Source organism: Mesobacillus jeotgali, from assembly GCF_900166585.1.
Lineage (GTDB): Bacteria > Bacillota > Bacilli > Bacillales > Cytobacillaceae > Mesobacillus > Mesobacillus jeotgali_A.
Window position 1 is genome coordinate 293,182 of the sequence record NZ_FVZC01000007.1, and the last position, 16,809, is coordinate 309,990.

Below are 16,809 nucleotides of genomic sequence, written 5' to 3' on the forward strand. Positions count from 1 at the left end.
AACCAAATGAATTAATTCGAATTAATGCCTCGCTAGTTGAAAAATGTTCATAATAATATATTCTACAAAAAGTAATATTTTTCCTTTATTAGCCAACAATTTTGAAACCATTTAGAAATCCAATTTGTTAATTCTCATTTACTGTCTTTATACTGAATTTTTACAAAACTCAGGTTATACATTAATAATTTCCACTTAATCTATTACTAGATTCAAAATAATACATAGATGAGGAGAGATAAGGTATGACTGAACAAATGGCTACTAACGGTTTGAACCGAAGGGATTTCTTGAAAGCAGGAGGGATGAGTGCGCTTGCTCTTACTCTTGGTTCCACTGGAGTAATGGGACTGGGTTCAACAACATCTGCAGATTCTCCTGGAAATCCAACCAGCGGATTTGGCGGGTACGGAAATTTGGTTCCAGATCCTAATGGTATTCTCGATCTTCCAAAAGGCTTCCATTACAAAATCATCTCGAGAGAAGGCGACTTGATGACAGACGGAACCAAGATTCCTGGTGCTTTTGATGGAATGGCAGCTTTTGAAGGACCGAACAACACAACGATTCTTGTTCGAAATCATGAATTGTCATCCGGTCCGGCATTTGGAAGAAATCCTTATGATGCAAATGCTCAGGGTGGAACCACTGCTCTTGTTGTAGGGGCAAATCGTGAAGTGATCAAAGAATATGTGACATCTTCCGGAACCATCCGAAATTGCGCAGGTGGAGCAACACCTTGGGGAACTTGGTTAACTTGCGAAGAAAACCGTTCCGAGGGACATGGATATGTATTCGAAGTGGATCCGACTCAGCCTGAGAATGATATGTCCAAAACGCCAATCAAGGAAATGGGCCGTTTTGCACACGAAGCATGTGCCATTGACCCGGCGACAGGATATGTCTACTTGACCGAAGATGCAAGCCCAAGCTTCCTGTATCGTTTCATCCCAAATGACTTGAGCCAGAAGCCAGGTGCGCTTCAAAAGGGAGGCACGCTTTATGCAGCTGCGATTGAAGAGGTCACTGACCCATCTGCCAGCACATTCAAAACAGGACAAACTTTTAAAGTTGTTTGGAAAGAAGTAAATCCTCATTGGTGCCGTGAAGAAGCTGCTGCGCAAAACTGCATTGTGTTCTCAAGACTTGAGGGAGCCTTCTTCCAAGAGGGAGTCTTCTGGTTCGATGATACATCTGCCGGTGAAAAAAAGCTTGGCCGAGTTTATCGATATGTTCCACATACGAATACATTGGAGCTATTCTATGAGGGGAATGATGCAAAGCAAATGGAATACCCGGACAATATTTGCTGTACCCCTTGGGGCGACCTCTGGTATGCAGAAGATGGTTCTGGCCAGGACCGTATAATGGGAATTACCCCAGAAGGCAAGGTTTATCCTTTTGCCGCCAACCGTTTAAGCGATTCTGAATTGGCTGGCCCAACCTTCTCGCCAGATGGGAATACCCTATTCGTCAATATTCAAAGCCCTGGCAAAACATTTGCCATTTGGGGACCATTCCAGCGCCGTAATTCTGCTCGCGCAAGGGAAATGTCATTTGCTGCACCTGCTAATCTTGCTCCTCAGGTTTCTGAAAAAGTGGCCAGGGCGGCCAAGGCGCAAGGTATGTCGATCCTGGAAGCAGCAGCATTTGAGCGTCATGGAGTAAAAATGATTTAAAACCTTTTGATAAAAAAGATGTAGGCTAAACACTTAGTATGGTTTACATCTTTTTTATCATTACAGCTATTCTTTGAAGAATGTTAAGGAATGGAGGTTATGTAAATGTTACAGAACATTGGGATTCCGGGTTTAATTCTAGTGCTTGTCATTGCTTTAATTATTTTTGGTCCATCCAAGCTCCCTGAAATAGGCCGTGCGTTTGGGTCTACCTTAAAAGAGTTTAAAAAATCAACGCGTGAATTGGTTTCGGATGACGAGCCGAAAAAAGACGAAAACAAAAGTAGTGTAACTCAATAAGAAATAGCAGAAGATGCGGGTACTGCCATACTTTCATCTTCTTTTTTTAGAGGTGATTTCATGGAAGAAAAACAGATGAATCTGGTGGACCACTTGAGTGAATTGCGAAAACGATTGATGATCATCGTTGGATGTTTTATGTTCATTGTCATGTTGGCTTTGATTTATGTAAAGGATATTTATCTTTGGTTAGTCCAGGATTTATCCATAAAATTAGCCGTTCTCGGTCCAAGTGATATTTTGTGGGTTTATTTGATGCTTGCAGCGGTGATTGCCTTAGCAGGTACGATTCCCATTGCAGCCCATCAGATTTGGCTCTTTGTAAGACCTGCTTTATCGGAAAAAGAGAAAAAAATAACATTAGCCTACATACCAGCCCTATTCTTGCTTTTTATAGCGGGCATTTGCTTTGGATATTTTGTCATTTTTCCGCTGGTGTTTCAATTCCTGGTGTCGCTATCCCAGGATATATTCATGGAATTTTTCACAACAGAGAAATACTTTCGTTTTTTAATTCATATGATCCTGCCTTTTGGTTTCTTATTTGAACTACCCGTCATCATTATGTTTTTGACAAGTCTGGGTGTGTTAAATCCATACCGTCTGCAAAAAGCCAGAAAGTATTCTTATTTTATGTTGATTGTAACAGCTGTTCTCATAACGCCCCCAGATCTTCTGTCAGATATATTAGTAATCATCCCGCTGCTATTTTTGTACGAATGCAGTGTTCTATTATCGAAGATGGTTTACCGTCGAAAACAGAGAACTGAGTTATCGGTGGCATAAACATTGCTATCTGACTGGAGAAGAGAACGGGACAGTCCCTTAAATGAGGCTGTCCCGCTTATAATCTAACTAAACTTTCCATGGCGATATCTCCAAATTTAAAACAAGAAAGTCAGAAAAAAAGATTTTGAGTTCTGATTTTCCACACTAAAGAAATTGAAGAAAATTCTATGTGCCCTTTTGGTAGTTTTCCGCTTGATTTGGTCTTATAGAAAAGTTCTATGTGCCCTTTTAAGAGTTTTCCGCGTGATTTGGTCCTATAGAAAAGTTCTATGTGCCCTTTTAGGAGTTTTCTGCGTGATTTGGTCCTATAGAAAAGTTCTATATGCCCTTTTAAGAGTTTTCCGCGTGATTTGGTCTTATAGAAAAGTTCTATGTGCCCTTTTAAGAGTTTTCCGCGTGATTTGGTCCTATAGAAAAGTTCTATGTGCCCTTTTAGGAGTTTTCCGCTTGGTTTGGTCTTATAGAAAAGTTCTATGTGCCCTTTTGAGAGTTTTCCGCTTGGTTTGGTCTTATAGAAAAGTTCTATATGCCCTTTTAGGAGTTTTCCGCGTGATTTGGTCTTATAGAAAAGTTCTATGTGCCCTTTTGAGAGTTTTCCGCGTGATTTGGTCCTATAGAAAAGTTCTATATGCCCTTTTGAGAGTTTTCCGCGTGATTTGGTCTTATAGAAAAGTTCTATGTGCCCTTTTGAGAGTTTTCCGCGTGATTTGGTCCTATAGAAAGGTTCTATATGCCCTTTTAAGAGTTTTCCGCGTGATTTGGTCTTATAGAAAAGTTCTATGTGCCCTTTTAGGAGTTTTCTGCTTGATTTGGTCCTATAGAAAAGTTCTATGTGCCCTTTTAAGAGTTTTCCGCGTGATTTGGTCTTATAGAAAAGTTCTATGTGCCCTTATTAAGGTTTCCCGCTCACTTTGTGTTTATAGGCCTGTTACATGCAGTGACGGAGTAAATGTTGAGGAACAATATGAAGTAATTCTCCCGCCATCTAATCAATCTATCTTAATATGCTTCAATCCTTCTCTCCTGCTTAGGTTCGAAAGAGAATATGTGCTGGTTATCTCGATGACTTTTTCAGGGTCTTGTTTAGCGTATTCATTGGATAGCTTTATTGCTTCATCGTCATTTCTGTGCAGCAAAGCCGCTTTATATAACGCTTCAACGTACTGTTCCAATTTTGCTCCGCCATTCCATATATTTTTAATATTATTGTATCGTTATTCCGAACGTGAAGCACCAACCTCCTTGTCGAAACTACTCATTAATAGGACGAGGAAAACGGGTCTGTATGTCCCATTCCCAGGTTAATAGTATAATGGATTAACAAGGTCTGTTCTCTATTGGACTACTAGATCCTTAAGGAGTTGGAGTGAACGATGGATGTAAAAGTAATCAGGTGGGGAATATTAGGAACAGGTGGAATCGCTAGTGCTTTTGCCAGGGATTTAGCATTTGCTAAAAATACTGAAAAGACGGCTGTTGGTTCACGTACCATTGAGAGTGCTGAAAAGTTTGCTGAGGAGCATGGTGTTTCCCGTGCTTATGGAAGCTACGAAGAACTAGTGCAAGATCCGGCTGTCGATGCCATTTATATTGCGACGCCACACACTTTTCATAAGGACAATGTATTGGCGTGCCTTCGTGCTGGCAAGGCAGTGCTCTGCGAGAAGCCTTTTACGATAAATAGCGGGGAACTGGAAGAAATCATCCAGTTTGCCAGGGATCAAAAGCTTTTCTTGATGGAGGCAATGTGGACCCGATTCCTGCCACCGATTGATAAAGTGAAAGAATGGATTGATAGAGGGGAAATTGGCGAGGTGCTGTTAGTAAAAGCGGATTTTGGTTTCCGTGCACCGTGGGAACCTGAGCGCAGATTGCTTAATCCGGCACTTGGAGGAGGAGCCTTGCTGGATGTAGGAATTTATCCTGTTACCTTTGCATCGATGATTTTTGGAACAAACCCAGAGAAGATTATGAGTTCGGCTCATATCGGCGAAACAGGTGTTGATGAACAGTTTTCCATCATCATGTCCTATCCTTCTGGAAAAACCGCGACCCTTAATGGTGCCTTTCGAGTTGATTTAACGAACGAAGCTTGCATTTATGGAAGTAAAGGATCTATTCGGATTCCTTCTTTCCACAGTGCAAAATCAGCCACCTTATATAAAAATGGTGAAGAAGCAGAGACATTTAAGGATGACAGACAATGTGCCGGTTACGCGTTTGAAATAGAAGAAGTAGGAAGATGCCTGAGTCAAGGGTTGATAGAAAGCCCTGTCGTTCCATTGGATGAATCTTTAAAAATCATGAAGCTGATGGATGAAATTCGCGGGCAGTGGGGATTGAAATACCCGTTTGAATAATGAAGAGACATGGGGACGGTTCTGTGAAGGAACTGTCCTTTTTATATTTCTATAAAATGCTCTCTGTTCTTTAGAATGATAGAATTCTTGTCAATGAATTATAGATTCCTATAATATGGAAATAGACTGATTTTAAATGAAGAGGGATGTTTGTGGGAAAAATAAAGAGAAGGCAGAAGCCGACCTTTAAGAAACACGGAAGCGAATACTTAAAAATGGCCTTTGGCGATGAGTATTATTTTAACGAAAAGACAGTGAACTTTTCTTTTGCCTGGAAACACCCAATTTTGACGTGTTTTATGGGAATCAAGTATATCTTTCCTAATTTTCATATGATGTCAACGGCTTCCTATATGAAGGCTTATGGATGGGGATTATACTGGTGGGTGCTGTATTTGCAAGTAGTGCTGCTGCTTATTTGTGGGGAAGTTATAAGGTATATTACTACAAAGAGCTTTTCTTTCATTGGGTGGGATGATGGTTTATTTTTTATATTTGGAAGTCCCATTTTATTAATGTTTAGCATGTTCTCAACTTGCAGATTCGTCATTTTCATTCTGGAATCAATCGGCTTATTCAAAAAGGACAGCAAGTTTTTATACGGTTTGAGTGCCCTGCTCTTTTTCGGGTTCATTCTTTCGATTGTAGCGGGTCAGATGACGGGGGATTTTAAGTATAACTGACAGACTAGGGAACTATTTAAGCAATCTTCATTGATGAGGTGAGTCTAATGATATTAGTTAGTTCGTGTTTAGCGGGGTTAGAGGTTAGATATAACGCTACTCATTCTTTAGATAATCAGATAAGTAAGCTGGTAGAACAGAAAAAGGCAATAGCTGTTTGCCCGGAATTACTTGGGGGTTTTTCTACGCCTCGGGAACCTGCTGAGATTATTGGTGGGGACGGAGAGGATGTCCTGGATGGCAATGCCAGAGTCATTGAGAAATCCGGCAGGGATGTAACGGATTTATACTTAAGGGGAGCTTATCATACTCTGGGAAAGGCTCAAGAATACCAGGCTGCGGTAGTAGTGCTAAAAGAGTATAGTCCTTCGTGTGGAAGTTCAATGATTTATAATGGGGAATTTAAGGGGAAGAAAATCCTGGGAAATGGTGTCACTGCCGCTTTACTTAAAAGGAATGGAATACGGGTCATCTCAGAGGAAGGAGTAAGTGATTTACTCCGGGAAAATCGTTATTGAATATCTGAGTAGCGGCGTAATCTGTGACTTCTTAGTAACATCTCCGTGTTTTTAAGGGTATGTCTGGAGATGCTAGTAATCAGATGAGGCAGGGAGGCGGTTGGAGTGAAGGTGTTGTCGGTGATTCAGCCCTGGGCGAGTCTGTTTGTCTTGCGCGAGGCTCAATATGAAACGAGGTCATGGAGTACGAAGTATCGCGGCCCTCTTGCGATTCATACCAGCAAAAAAGTCGATAAGGCGGTTTGCAGTCATGTTGCCATCAAGTCGCTGCTTTTAAAGCATGGGTATAAGACCGATGATCTTCCGACTGGCAAGATCATCGCTGTCTGCCAGCTTGAAAATTGTTTGAGAGTGGTGGAAAACAACGAGACATGGGCCGTACTGGAGGATGGAAGAATCGTATCAGGCAATGACTTTTTCCTTGGTGATTATAAAGTCGGAGGATATGTCTGGGAAGTCAGGGATATGAAGATGCTGGACAGCTTCATTCCAGCTAAAGGAAGGCTTGGACTATGGGAGTATGATTTATAAGAGTGCCTGTTCTTTGGGGAACAGGCACTCTTTTGTGAATTAGCCTTTGAGAAAACCATTTATATAGCCTGCACTAAATTTTAAATATTGATAGAATTTTCATGTAATTATTTGTAATCTATAGGTAAGAAGGAGAATTGACCAGTAATTGGTCAAATCCGGTTTTTAGAAGCAGAAGGGGATGGCAATATTGACAGATAAAGAGATTCTTTTTCGAAAAAAGGTTTCTGACTACTATATAATCCTGGTTGGTTTTTTTGGATGGGCCTTTATTTTGTATTCGATCCCTTTGGCGACTTTTCCGGAGAAGCCAATTGTGCTGCTCCTTCTAGTTGTATTAATGTTGCTTGCTGAGTATTTTCCCATCCCCTTATTTACTATAACGATGTTCAGCACGATGACATTTCCTATTTTGTTTATCATGAATCTATATTTCGGAATTTATACCGCCACCGCGGCCTTTGCATTTGTGCTGATTTTTGAATCCTTTCATCATAAAAGATCTCTTCGATCAACAGTATTTAACATTGCCCAATATACCTTGTCTCTTGTTGGGGCAGATTGGCTGATTAAGATATGGATCAGCCAGTACCCGTTAGAGGATCCGTTTGCGAGCCTTCTTAGTATCTTTGCTTTTACTTCGTTCTATTTTTTAATTAATAATGTCCTTAATGATATTCTTTTTACTATACGGCCTTTCCCATTTACAAAAGAAGAGTGGAAGAGCAAAGCTTTACAAGAGTTGTTTATTGCTAAAATGTCGATCGTCTTACTCGCCTTTCTTGAGATCTATACCAATTATCTTCCTGCGAACGTCATTGATTTTACTACTATTCTTTTTTTATCCCTCTGGATTGGGATTACAACGACCAGTTCCATTTTGACAAAAGCAAGAATTAATAGAAAGAGATTGAATGCTCTCTCCATTCTCAGTACGGAATTGAACAGGATCAATACAAAGGATTTTGATGAAAAGAAAAGCCTGCTGCTCGAAACCTTCCATGCCCAAGCTTTTGTTTTACTGGTAAAAGAACATAATGCCTGGAGGCTCTTGCTTAAGGATGGACATGTGAAAAACGAGGTGACATTCAGTGATGAAATGTCACTTTATCTTGATGAAGTTTCGGACATGACTATGGTGACTGGGAAGGATATTGAAAAGCTGCCGCCTAATACTATTTTTAACAAGATGATTCTTTCGCAGATCTTTTCACCCCTTAGTGTCGACGATGAAACAGTTGGTATGTTAATAGTAGGCAGAGTAAGTGAAATTGGTTTTATTCATGATGAGATTCGTTCTTTGACCGTATTATCCAATGTTCTGGCAAGTACTTTGAAAACACGCTCACTCATCCTGGAAAATGAAAAACTGCTGATATTGGAAGAACGCAGCCGAATTGCGCGTGATATCCATGATGGCATCGGCCAGTCCCTGGCAGGAATCGTGTTCCAGATGGAATCTGCGCTGCGAAAGAAGAGTGAAAGTAAAGGAAATCTTCCCAATAAACAAATTGAACAATGGATTCAAAAACTTAGAGACAGTTTAAAAGAGCTTCGACAATCGATTTATTCATTAAGAACATGCCCTGTGGAAAAACATGGGATGAAACGGGCGATAGAAGAAAAGATCCGAAAAATGGAGTTGGAAGAAAAGGCCATTATAAATTTCACTCAAAAAGGAGAGCCATACGCCCTGAGCTACCAAATAGAAAAAGTGATTTATGATATATTCCAGGAAAGCCTGCAAAACTCTGTTAAACATGCAAAAGCGGATAAAATTGAGGTCATGCTGAAATATGGACCCGAGCAGACCTTGATAAAAATCAAGGATGATGGTATTGGATTTTCATTATATGACAAGTTGATTAAAGGCCAGACGGAACCTCATTTTGGGATCGTCACGATGAGCGAGCTGGCACATGATTTTGGAGCCAAATTTGAGATCGACAGTGCAGAAGGGAAAGGAACCGAGATTCGGCTAGGCATACCACATATTAATTAAAGGGGTGAGAGAAGTATGATTAACGTTATGATAGTGGATGATCACACAGTTTTAAGGGATGGAATCCGCAGTATTTTGGATGTGGAAGAGGACCTGCTCCTCGTTGGAGAAGCGGATTCAGGGGATGCGTTATTAGAGAAACTGGATACCATCGTCCCCGATGTTATTGTTTTGGATATTAATTTGCAGAATAAAAATGGAATTGAATTCATTTCCCTTATCAAAGAAAAGCACCCTGCCTGTAAAATACTAATCTTAACGATGTTTGATCATGATGAATACTTCAAATCTGCCCTCAGGGAAGGCGCTGATGGATATTTGTTGAAGGATGCTTCCTCCATGGAGGTCATCGATGCCATTCGTAAAATCCATAAAGGAAATTCCATTATACACCCTAAAATGGCTAGCAAACTGATATCCTATCACCGCATCCAAAGCGACTTTACCATCCAGGAAAATGAATTGACCAACAGGGAGAAGGAAGTGCTCAATCAGTTAGTCAGAGGAAAGTCCAATAAGGAAATAGCCGCCCATCTATCCATCAGCGATAAAACGGTAAAAATACATGTGAACAAGATCTATAAGAAACTAAACGTGAACAGCCGCTCACAAGCCATTATATATGCTGTTCAAAACAAGCTGGTACCATATTTAAATTAACATCAAACTGCCTTTACGGCGGTTTTTTTTATTCTATAACCTTGGTACTATACCAACTAAAATCAAGTGTCTAGAAAAATAGAACAAACACTCAATATTCAAAATGGACTAATTCTACCATAATAGTAGAGTAGGATAAATGCCGTTTTGGTTAAGTTTTAGTAAAGATTTTTTGAAGATGAAGAGGTGTTCAGCGTCATGACCAAGGAGGACTTGATTGAGGATACTCGAAGAAAAATGATTATTAGTATAAAGGAAAACGGATACTTGAACCAAAAAACCATTCAACTCAGCCAGGAATTGGATGTGTATATATTGGAGCAACAAAAGCTCAGGATGGAACTTCTAAAGACAAGAAGACGCGATTGCATTGGATGATCACTTTTTATGGAAAAGGGCTCTGTTAATTGCATCAGAGGGAAGAAAAAACGCTGATAAGGAGTTGGGACAATCATATGAAGCATGAGTGTCTGGGTGATATATTGAGAATGGAAAGGCATAAAAGAAATTTAACTCAAGAAAAAGTGTGTGAAGATCTCGGCCTGAGGTTAAATACGCTTGACCGAATTGAAAACAATAAAAGCGTCAAAGGAACGACTATAAAAAAACTATTAAACTATTATCAAATGAGTAAAGAAGAATAAAGAACTGCCACTCTTGAAAATATGGCAAACAGGCTTACAATTAGATAAGATCCATTATTCATGAGGGGGAGACCCTCTATTTTTATTTCGGATTTTTTTAGCGATGAATCGTTATTTGCAGGGTTTCAATCCGTTACTATCTGCCTCGAAAATAAAATCTCCATATACCTAAAAAACCTCAAAAATATTTTAGTTACACGAAATAAATCCATGGTATAATATATCGAATTATATTGGTTTTACCCCGTACTGAAGCGCTTAGCGCGAGGTTCATCAGGGGGAGTATCAACAATGTTCTGAAGCAAAATAGCCAGTGAATTTAAGAAGTCTCCTGTTGCCAACTAGCAGCAGGTTTTTCATATTACAATGAGTTTTAAAATAAGAAAGTTGGCAGCTTAGAGGAGGACTCCCATGAGGGAAGATAAAGAATGGAACGATATAGCTGGATTAAACAGGTTGATTTTAAAAGCTTCCTGGTGGATGGTTCTTGTCATTATCCTTCTGTCCGTAACAGGAATTTTAATTACATATCAATTTAATGGAAAAGGACTTATTCAGATGGCGGTCTCATACGTCATTTTGCCGACGATTTATACAGTCGTGATCCTAACCCTGACACAAGTGTTATATTCCATGTTCAGACACTGGGGAGATTATATACTCCTTATAGGGGTTTTTGCGATTCTTCATGTATATATCCTTAACTTCCCGTTTGCACAAGGCATTCATTATTTACTGATAATTAGCGTTCTTATATCAGCATTGTACTTTCAAAAGGAGAAAGTATATTTTACTGGTATTTTAAGCTTGATTTCGATCTTCTCTCTTTATTTCTTTTATGAGCCGTTTGCAGATGAAATTGCGAGACGGGACATTTACGCCTTCATAGGGATATTTATTGGTTTTGTTTTTATATCCGTAGGGATTATCTATCGAGGCCATTATCTGCTAAAGCATCTGGAAGAATCAATCAGGAATCAGGAAGAACTAATGGTTCGGAATATTATGATGGATAAAGCAAGCAAAATGGATGGGCTGACCGATTTATACAATCATAAAACGTTTCATGAATACCTTGACCGATTGATCGAGCAAAGTGATAAAAGCCAATTATCTTTTCAACTAGCGATTATTGATATCGATAATTTCAAAAAAGTGAATGACCAATTCGGTCACTGGGTGGGTGATATTGTTCTGGCAAGAGTAGGTGAACAATTAAAACTGAATGTAACACCAGATGATTTCGTTTCAAGATATGGCGGTGAAGAATTTGCCGTGATCTTGACAGAAAAAGGCAAAAAGGATTCCTTTCAATTAGTGGATGAAATCCGAGCAAATATAAGCGAAATGGTTCATCCTGAAATGGATAATAAGCCTGTCACGGTCAGTGTCGGAATGTGCTCTTACGAAGCAGGCCTCGATAAGGAAAACTTCTTCAAAGCCGCAGATGACAGCTTATATCAAGCAAAAAGGAACGGTAAGAATCAAACTGTAATGGCGCGAATTTAAAGGGGACAAGGGACGGTTCCTGTGTGAATGGACGCTGTGTCTCTGCATGATAAACAATCAGAGGTGCTGAAAAAGAAAAAAGGCAGCGAGTTTATTAGTGCAGATCATGCAGCGTCAATCATCCCGCGACATCGCATTATAGTGTTTAAGCTGTTTAAACCGCTTTTTCTTTTTTAAGTACTTTTCGTTCAATATTAGTACTTTTCCATCCTCTGCTGCTGAAAATTTGCGGTAGACGGTTTTGTATTTTTTAAAGGCTAAATGTCCGGCCATATAAACAGGCAAGATGATGGCCAATAGAATAAGTACGTCACGTATCAAATGGAATTTCTGTTCGAAAACATAGATCATCATAACAGCCTGGGAGGCAAAAGCCACCATTAAGGTGATCAGCACATTGCATATATGAAAGGCAAAAAACTCTTTTCCTCGAAGAAATATCCGCTCGAGTTCATTTTTGAAAATGAGAGAAATGAATACCGTTATCACGATGAAAATAAAGTTGATGAAATACGCCATTTTCAGTGGGCCTCCTTTGTGACTTCTTCCCTTTTGAGCATTGTATCATAATAAATGGGAATGAGAAGGGGAGTCGTAATGGGAGCCTCAGTGGAGCCACTGGACAGGTGTATGAAAAGTCAGAGGAAATTTTAGGAGGGGAAAATAAAATATATATCGACCACATCAATAAAATAGCGCAAGATTCGTTCATACAGAATCACTGATTGTAAGAGAAGCAGCATAATACGATAACTAGCGGTATCTCCAAAGGAAAATTACCTGTTTTAAAAAACCCCACTGCACCTTATTGGCGAAAAATAAAATATATCGATCACATTTTGAAATATATCAGTCGATTTTGGATTTTATCGATCACTTTCAGAGATATATCGCCCACTTTTCGAATTATATCGACCACATCAAAAAAATAGCGCAAAATTCATTAGTACAGGAATCACTGATTGCAAGAGAAGCAGCACAATACGATAACTAGCAGTATCTCCAAAGGAAAATTACCTGTTTTAGAAACCCCCACTGCACCTTATTGGCGAAAAATAAAATATATCGACCACATTTTGAAATATATCAGTCGATTTTGGATTTTATCGATCATTCAGAGATATATCGCCCACTTTTCGAATTATATCGACCACATCAATAAACTAGCAGCAAAATTTCATTAATACTCGATCACTGATCGCAAGAGAAGCAGCACAATACGATAACTAGCGGTATCTCCAAAGGAAAATTACCTGTTTTAAAAACCCCCACTGCACCTTATTGGCGAAAAATAAAATATATCGACCACATTTTGAAATATATCAGTCGATTTTGGATTTTATCGATCACATTCAGAGATATATCGCCCACTTTTCGAATTATATCGACCACATCAAAAAAATAGCGCAAAATTCATTAATACAGGAATCACTGATTGCAGGAGAAGCAGCACATTACGATAACTAGCAGTATCTCCAAAGAAAAATTACCTGTTTTAAAAACCCCACCGCTCTTTATTGGCGAAAAATAAAATATATCGACCACATTATGAAATATATCAGTCGATTTTGGATTTTATCGACCACATTCAGAGTGATATCGACCACATCAATAAAATAGCAGCAGAATTCATTAATACTGGATCACTTATGGCAATAGAAGCAGCACATTACGATAAGTAGCAGTAAAACTTAATACTAGAAAAGAAAAATTACCTGTTATAAAACTCCTACCGCACTTCATTGGCGAAAAATAAAATATATCGACCACATTATGAAATATATCAGTCGATTTTGGATTTTATCGACCACATTCAGAGATATATCGACCACTTTTCCAATTATATCGACCACATCAATAAAGTAGCGCAAAATTCATTAATACTGGGTCACTGAATGCAATAGAAAGGTTTCTGGTAAGAGGCAGCTTTGCAAAAAACTCAAGGCCAGCCACAAAGTGGGGTGGCCTTTTACCATTAATCATTGCTGTATTTCTTTTTCATTTCTTCGCCTTTTTCCTTGATCTTTGTTTTAAGGTTTTCGCTGTTTGTGTTTAGGGTTTCTTTTAACTCGTTGTACTTGTTTTCCTGATACTCTTTGATGATATCGTGTCTTTGGTCAATCAGGCTGTCGACTTCCTGGCGGGTTTCGTTACTGATTTGCTCTTTATTCTGCAAGTAATACGAAGCCTCTTTAAGGCGTGATTTTTCATCATAGGTTTTATTTTGGAATTCAGAGTTTTTGTCCCAGAGGGCATTAGATTTCTTTGTCTGTTCATCCCAAACAAGGCTCCAGTTCTTGTTGCTCCAGTCCCACCATTCGTTCCAAAGACGGCGGCGTTCTTTTTCCCAGAGTTTATTGAAATCTGCTGCGGAGTTGACTGTTTCGTATTTCCCGCCGCCTGCCTGTGCAACGGACATCAGCTGGTTCTGACCGGCAGAATCGACATTGAATCCGATAACATTCACTACTGCGGCAATATTGGAATCGTGAAGTTCCTTTGCGGCTTTTACAGGGTCACCATCACATGTTTCCACGCCATCACTGACGATATAAATGATATTCTGCCCTTGATTTCCGGCTTTTTCAAAATCGTTTTTCGCCTCGGTGATCGCTTTGGCGATTGGCGTCCAGCCAGTTGGCTTGAAGGAGTCAAGAGAGCTGGAAAATGCAGCTTTATCATATGCCTTTAAATCATAGACTACTTCTGTGCTGTCACATGAAACCTTTTTGTCACTATCTGCATTGCTTCCTTTGTGCCCGTAGACACGCAGGGAAACATTCGCGCCCTCAGGCATGGAGGAGAGGAATTCATTGATTGCTTCCTTGGCGAGCTCCATCTTGGTCTTGCCCCCGACCTTTTGGGCCATGCTTCCGCTTGCATCCAGCAGGATTGAGACATTGGCATTCATTCCAAGATCTCCATCTTCACTTATATTCATTCCGCCAGGCATCTGGCTGATTTCTGTTTCCATGTCCGGTACAAATGCTTCGAAGTACTCATAGTATTCTTCATAATTTTTGCCCTCACCCATCAGGCGAAGCAATTCAGCATATATTTGAAAACTGTCTTTTTCCAGGAAATTCTCATCGTTCAATTCTTTATGTACAATGGCTTCGTTGTATTTAGTCCCCGGATATTTTCCAGGTTTTTCTTTAAGGATTTCTTCGATGCTGACGGCAATACCCAGGTCATCTTCTTCCTCAGCTTCCTGGCTGCCTTTTTCCTTCTTTCCGTCTTTCTTCTTCTCTTCTTGTCCTGACTTTTTCTCCTCGCCTGAAGCCTTTTCGCTATCTCCGCAGGCTGCCAGAGCGAATACGAGCATTGCTGCTAATCCGGCAAACATGATAAGCTTTCTCCAACTCATGGGTCTCCATCCTCCCTTAATTTTTATCTGCTAAATTTCCAAATACTCACAAATGTTATCAAAATGACAACCTACTTTACAACTAAAATACTGAAATATTTTCCAATTTAAGAACTAATACCCAGGTAAAATCAACCATAAACACTTAATATGGTAAAAAACTCCTATTTTAGAAAGCGGGAGTATCCCTGGTAAAATAAACTATAGGGTTGCAAAATTTCACACTAATTGGCAGTGTAACTTATAAATATAGCCAACAAAGGGACAGTCCGGCCGCTTTTGTGCACGGCAGGACTGTCCCTTTGATAAGTACCTATTTAATTAAGAAGGCTTAGGGAATGCTCCCTTGTCACTTTCGAGACGCTAACACGTCACTTATTAACATGATCTCTTCCCAAATGAATTCTTTATAGGTGGGATTTGAACAGCGAGTGAAATCAATAAGAAGCCGATTCTTTTCTCTTTCTAAAAGGAATAGTTCCTGAGTCTCCATTTAGTTTCCCACCTTAACTTTAAAAATCAAGCAGTTTCAACGGGATTTATTATCGTATAGTTCGAATGTTTTACCACTGTCCTGGTTGTATCATAGTCTAATCTTTTAGTGGCTTCCCTTGAAATTGCGATAATGACACTGTTGTCCCTTACCAGTTCAACCACACCCTCAAAAGTCTTCATTTTTCGGATAAATGAAATTCGATCACCAATTTTAGCTCTTTTAGCGATTTTGTTAGACATCATTTTTCCTCCCAGATGTAATTAATCAAATTAGAAGAAAATATTATTGAGATATAATTACCCTAAACAAAAAGCAAATAAACGGTACGGAGATATTTACCTGTGAAAGTTTTACACATGTTAGTATAATCATATGGTTTATTAAGTATGTACTCATTAAAAAAGCATATTGTGAAACGATATACTCTAACCTTTACCCCTGGGGTTTTCATAATACAGCTGCCTTGAATAAGAAACGTATGTAAACAGGAGAGGAGTGAGTGGAATTGAACCTCCACACATTGATTTGGCTTTTTCCTATCATATTTGTTTTACATGATTTTGAAGAGATTATCATGCTTGAAAAGTGGATGGCAAAAAATCGGGGCATCATCAAAAAAGTGCTTCCAGAAAGATTGGCCAATAATGTAGTAAAGCAATTCTCCATGACTACTGCCCAGATGTCTGTTGCTGTTCTGATTGTCTTCCTGTTCGTTTGCAGCTCAACATTCATGGCGAGTCAATATGCAAATGGGGGATTGCTCTCAAACATTCATTATTTTACAGTCGTAGTTCTGATATTCCTTCTCCATGTCTTTACTCACGTAGGACAGTCAATTTTATTCAGATCCATAACCCCAGGAGTCATCACCTCTATTTTTCTCGTTCTCCCGTATAGCCTTGCCATGTTAAACGCTTTATTCGAACATAGAGTCATTGACTGGGATACTATTTATTTTTATTTGCCTTTTGTCATATTGGCACTTCCTATTGTATTAGCAGCTCATTGGATTGGAAAAAGAGTGGTATGATGCCTGGTTTTTTTAGAGGGAGTGTTCCGATTTTGTCAAAATAGCAGCAGCCTTGAAGACAGTGCCAAATTCCTAAAAAACCTTTTATACGAAGAACTGCGGGGACAGCCAGTAGTTTTTAATATTCTCCACTTCTGCATGAATAGAGTTGGTTTCCTGTAAGGTAAGGAATGCCGCTCTTTTTTTATAATCAGTTCTTTTTCCTTATTGATAAAAGAAAGAATATATTTGATAATGATAA

At 39.3% G+C, this 16,809-nt stretch carries 17 protein-coding genes; 13 read left to right on the forward strand and 4 right to left on the reverse strand.

Annotation, left to right across the window (positions count from 1 at the left end; genetic code table 11):
• Window positions 1–245 precede the first annotated feature (245 nt).
• The 3 genes from B5X77_RS02885 to tatC all read left to right on the forward strand — a co-directional run bounded on the left by B5X77_RS02885 (window position 246) and on the right by tatC (window position 2,765).
• Entirely contained in the window at window positions 246–1,679 is a 1,434-nt protein-coding gene (locus B5X77_RS02885) for an alkaline phosphatase PhoX (RefSeq protein ID WP_176167213.1), read from the forward strand.
• Window positions 1,680–1,784: 105 nt separating this feature from the next.
• Window positions 1,785–1,979, forward strand: a complete 195-nt coding sequence (locus B5X77_RS02890; protein ID WP_079504912.1) for a twin-arginine translocase TatA/TatE family subunit — start codon at window positions 1,785–1,787, stop codon at window positions 1,977–1,979.
• Between the two features lie 60 nt (window positions 1,980–2,039).
• Window positions 2,040–2,765: a twin-arginine translocase subunit TatC gene (gene tatC / locus B5X77_RS02895; RefSeq protein ID WP_079504914.1), complete on the forward strand. Its 726-nt coding sequence runs from the start codon at window positions 2,040–2,042 to the stop codon at window positions 2,763–2,765.
• Window positions 2,766–3,757: 992 nt separating this feature from the next.
• Here tatC and B5X77_RS02900 read toward each other — a convergent pair.
• Complete coding sequence (locus B5X77_RS02900; RefSeq protein WP_079504916.1) at window positions 3,758–3,940, reverse strand: DNA alkylation repair protein; 183 nt, start codon at window positions 3,938–3,940, stop codon at window positions 3,758–3,760.
• Between the two features lie 201 nt (window positions 3,941–4,141).
• Here B5X77_RS02900 and B5X77_RS02905 point away from each other — a divergent pair, with 201 nt between their 5' ends.
• From B5X77_RS02905 to B5X77_RS02945, 9 genes are all read left to right on the forward strand, one after another.
• Window positions 4,142–5,128 (forward strand): Gfo/Idh/MocA family protein, encoded by a 987-nt coding sequence (locus tag B5X77_RS02905; protein ID WP_079504918.1) that lies wholly within the window; start codon window positions 4,142–4,144, stop codon window positions 5,126–5,128.
• Window positions 5,129–5,280: 152 nt separating this feature from the next.
• Window positions 5,281–5,811, forward strand: a complete 531-nt coding sequence (locus B5X77_RS02910; RefSeq protein WP_079504920.1) for a hypothetical protein — start codon at window positions 5,281–5,283, stop codon at window positions 5,809–5,811.
• A 47-nt stretch (window positions 5,812–5,858) separates the two neighbouring features.
• Window positions 5,859–6,329 carry a 2-thiouracil desulfurase family protein gene (locus B5X77_RS02915; protein WP_079504922.1) on the forward strand — a complete coding sequence of 157 codons (471 nt, stop codon included), beginning with the start codon at window positions 5,859–5,861 and terminating at the stop codon, window positions 6,327–6,329.
• Window positions 6,330–6,434: 105 nt separating this feature from the next.
• On the forward strand, window positions 6,435–6,860 hold the full coding sequence (locus tag B5X77_RS02920) for an ASCH domain-containing protein (protein ID WP_079504924.1): 426 nt from the start codon (window positions 6,435–6,437) through the stop codon (window positions 6,858–6,860).
• 190 nt (window positions 6,861–7,050) lie between these two features.
• The gene (locus B5X77_RS02925; RefSeq protein ID WP_176167214.1) at window positions 7,051–8,862 is read left to right on the forward strand and encodes a sensor histidine kinase; all 1,812 of its coding nucleotides are present in this window, start codon (window positions 7,051–7,053) and stop codon (window positions 8,860–8,862) included.
• Between the two features lie 15 nt (window positions 8,863–8,877).
• A complete protein-coding gene (locus B5X77_RS02930; RefSeq protein WP_079504928.1) occupies window positions 8,878–9,522 on the forward strand; it encodes a response regulator in 645 nt (214 codons plus the stop codon).
• Between the two features lie 198 nt (window positions 9,523–9,720).
• Window positions 9,721–9,900 carry an aspartyl-phosphate phosphatase Spo0E family protein gene (locus B5X77_RS02935; protein ID WP_079504930.1) on the forward strand — a complete coding sequence of 60 codons (180 nt, stop codon included), beginning with the start codon at window positions 9,721–9,723 and terminating at the stop codon, window positions 9,898–9,900.
• 77 nt (window positions 9,901–9,977) lie between these two features.
• Window positions 9,978–10,166 (forward strand): helix-turn-helix domain-containing protein, encoded by a 189-nt coding sequence (locus B5X77_RS23960; protein ID WP_079504932.1) that lies wholly within the window; start codon window positions 9,978–9,980, stop codon window positions 10,164–10,166.
• 411 nt (window positions 10,167–10,577) lie between these two features.
• Window positions 10,578–11,675: a GGDEF domain-containing protein gene (locus B5X77_RS02945; protein ID WP_079504934.1), complete on the forward strand. Its 1,098-nt coding sequence runs from the start codon at window positions 10,578–10,580 to the stop codon at window positions 11,673–11,675.
• 114 nt (window positions 11,676–11,789) lie between these two features.
• On the opposite strand, the gene B5X77_RS02950 is transcribed toward B5X77_RS02945, so the two are convergent.
• The 3 genes from B5X77_RS02950 to B5X77_RS02960 all read right to left on the reverse strand — a co-directional run bounded on the left by B5X77_RS02950 (window position 11,790) and on the right by B5X77_RS02960 (window position 15,780).
• Window positions 11,790–12,194 (reverse strand): hypothetical protein, encoded by a 405-nt coding sequence (locus B5X77_RS02950; RefSeq protein WP_079504936.1) that lies wholly within the window; start codon window positions 12,192–12,194, stop codon window positions 11,790–11,792.
• A 1,456-nt stretch (window positions 12,195–13,650) separates the two neighbouring features.
• Entirely contained in the window at window positions 13,651–15,042 is a 1,392-nt protein-coding gene (locus tag B5X77_RS02955) for a VWA domain-containing protein (protein WP_079504938.1), read from the reverse strand.
• A 519-nt stretch (window positions 15,043–15,561) separates the two neighbouring features.
• Window positions 15,562–15,780, reverse strand: a complete 219-nt coding sequence (locus B5X77_RS02960; RefSeq protein ID WP_257391700.1) for a YkvS family protein — start codon at window positions 15,778–15,780, stop codon at window positions 15,562–15,564.
• A 257-nt stretch (window positions 15,781–16,037) separates the two neighbouring features.
• Here B5X77_RS02960 and B5X77_RS02965 point away from each other — a divergent pair, with 257 nt between their 5' ends.
• Complete coding sequence (locus tag B5X77_RS02965; protein WP_079504942.1) at window positions 16,038–16,568, forward strand: HXXEE domain-containing protein; 531 nt, start codon at window positions 16,038–16,040, stop codon at window positions 16,566–16,568.
• The last annotated feature ends 241 nt before the right edge of the window (window positions 16,569–16,809 follow it).

Bases quoted from the DNA above. Each gene is read 5' to 3' on its own strand.
- B5X77_RS02885 (WP_176167213.1), top strand. From the start codon at position 246: ATGACTGAACAAATGGCTACTAACGGTTTGAACCGAAGGGATTTCTTG.
- B5X77_RS02890 (WP_079504912.1), top strand. From the start codon at position 1,785: ATGTTACAGAACATTGGGATTCCGGGTTTAATTCTAGTGCTTGTCATT.
- tatC (WP_079504914.1), top strand. From the start codon at position 2,040: ATGGAAGAAAAACAGATGAATCTGGTGGACCACTTGAGTGAATTGCGA.
- B5X77_RS02905 (WP_079504918.1), top strand. From the start codon at position 4,142: ATGGATGTAAAAGTAATCAGGTGGGGAATATTAGGAACAGGTGGAATC.
- B5X77_RS02915 (WP_079504922.1), top strand. From the start codon at position 5,859: ATGATATTAGTTAGTTCGTGTTTAGCGGGGTTAGAGGTTAGATATAAC.
- B5X77_RS02930 (WP_079504928.1), top strand. From the start codon at position 8,878: ATGATTAACGTTATGATAGTGGATGATCACACAGTTTTAAGGGATGGA.
- B5X77_RS02935 (WP_079504930.1), top strand. From the start codon at position 9,721: ATGACCAAGGAGGACTTGATTGAGGATACTCGAAGAAAAATGATTATT.
- B5X77_RS23960 (WP_079504932.1), top strand. From the start codon at position 9,978: ATGAAGCATGAGTGTCTGGGTGATATATTGAGAATGGAAAGGCATAAA.
- B5X77_RS02945 (WP_079504934.1), top strand. From the start codon at position 10,578: ATGAGGGAAGATAAAGAATGGAACGATATAGCTGGATTAAACAGGTTG.
- B5X77_RS02950 (WP_079504936.1), bottom strand. From the start codon at position 12,194: ATGGCGTATTTCATCAACTTTATTTTCATCGTGATAACGGTATTCATT.
- B5X77_RS02955 (WP_079504938.1), bottom strand. From the start codon at position 15,042: ATGAGTTGGAGAAAGCTTATCATGTTTGCCGGATTAGCAGCAATGCTC.
- B5X77_RS02960 (WP_257391700.1), bottom strand. From the start codon at position 15,780: ATGATGTCTAACAAAATCGCTAAAAGAGCTAAAATTGGTGATCGAATT.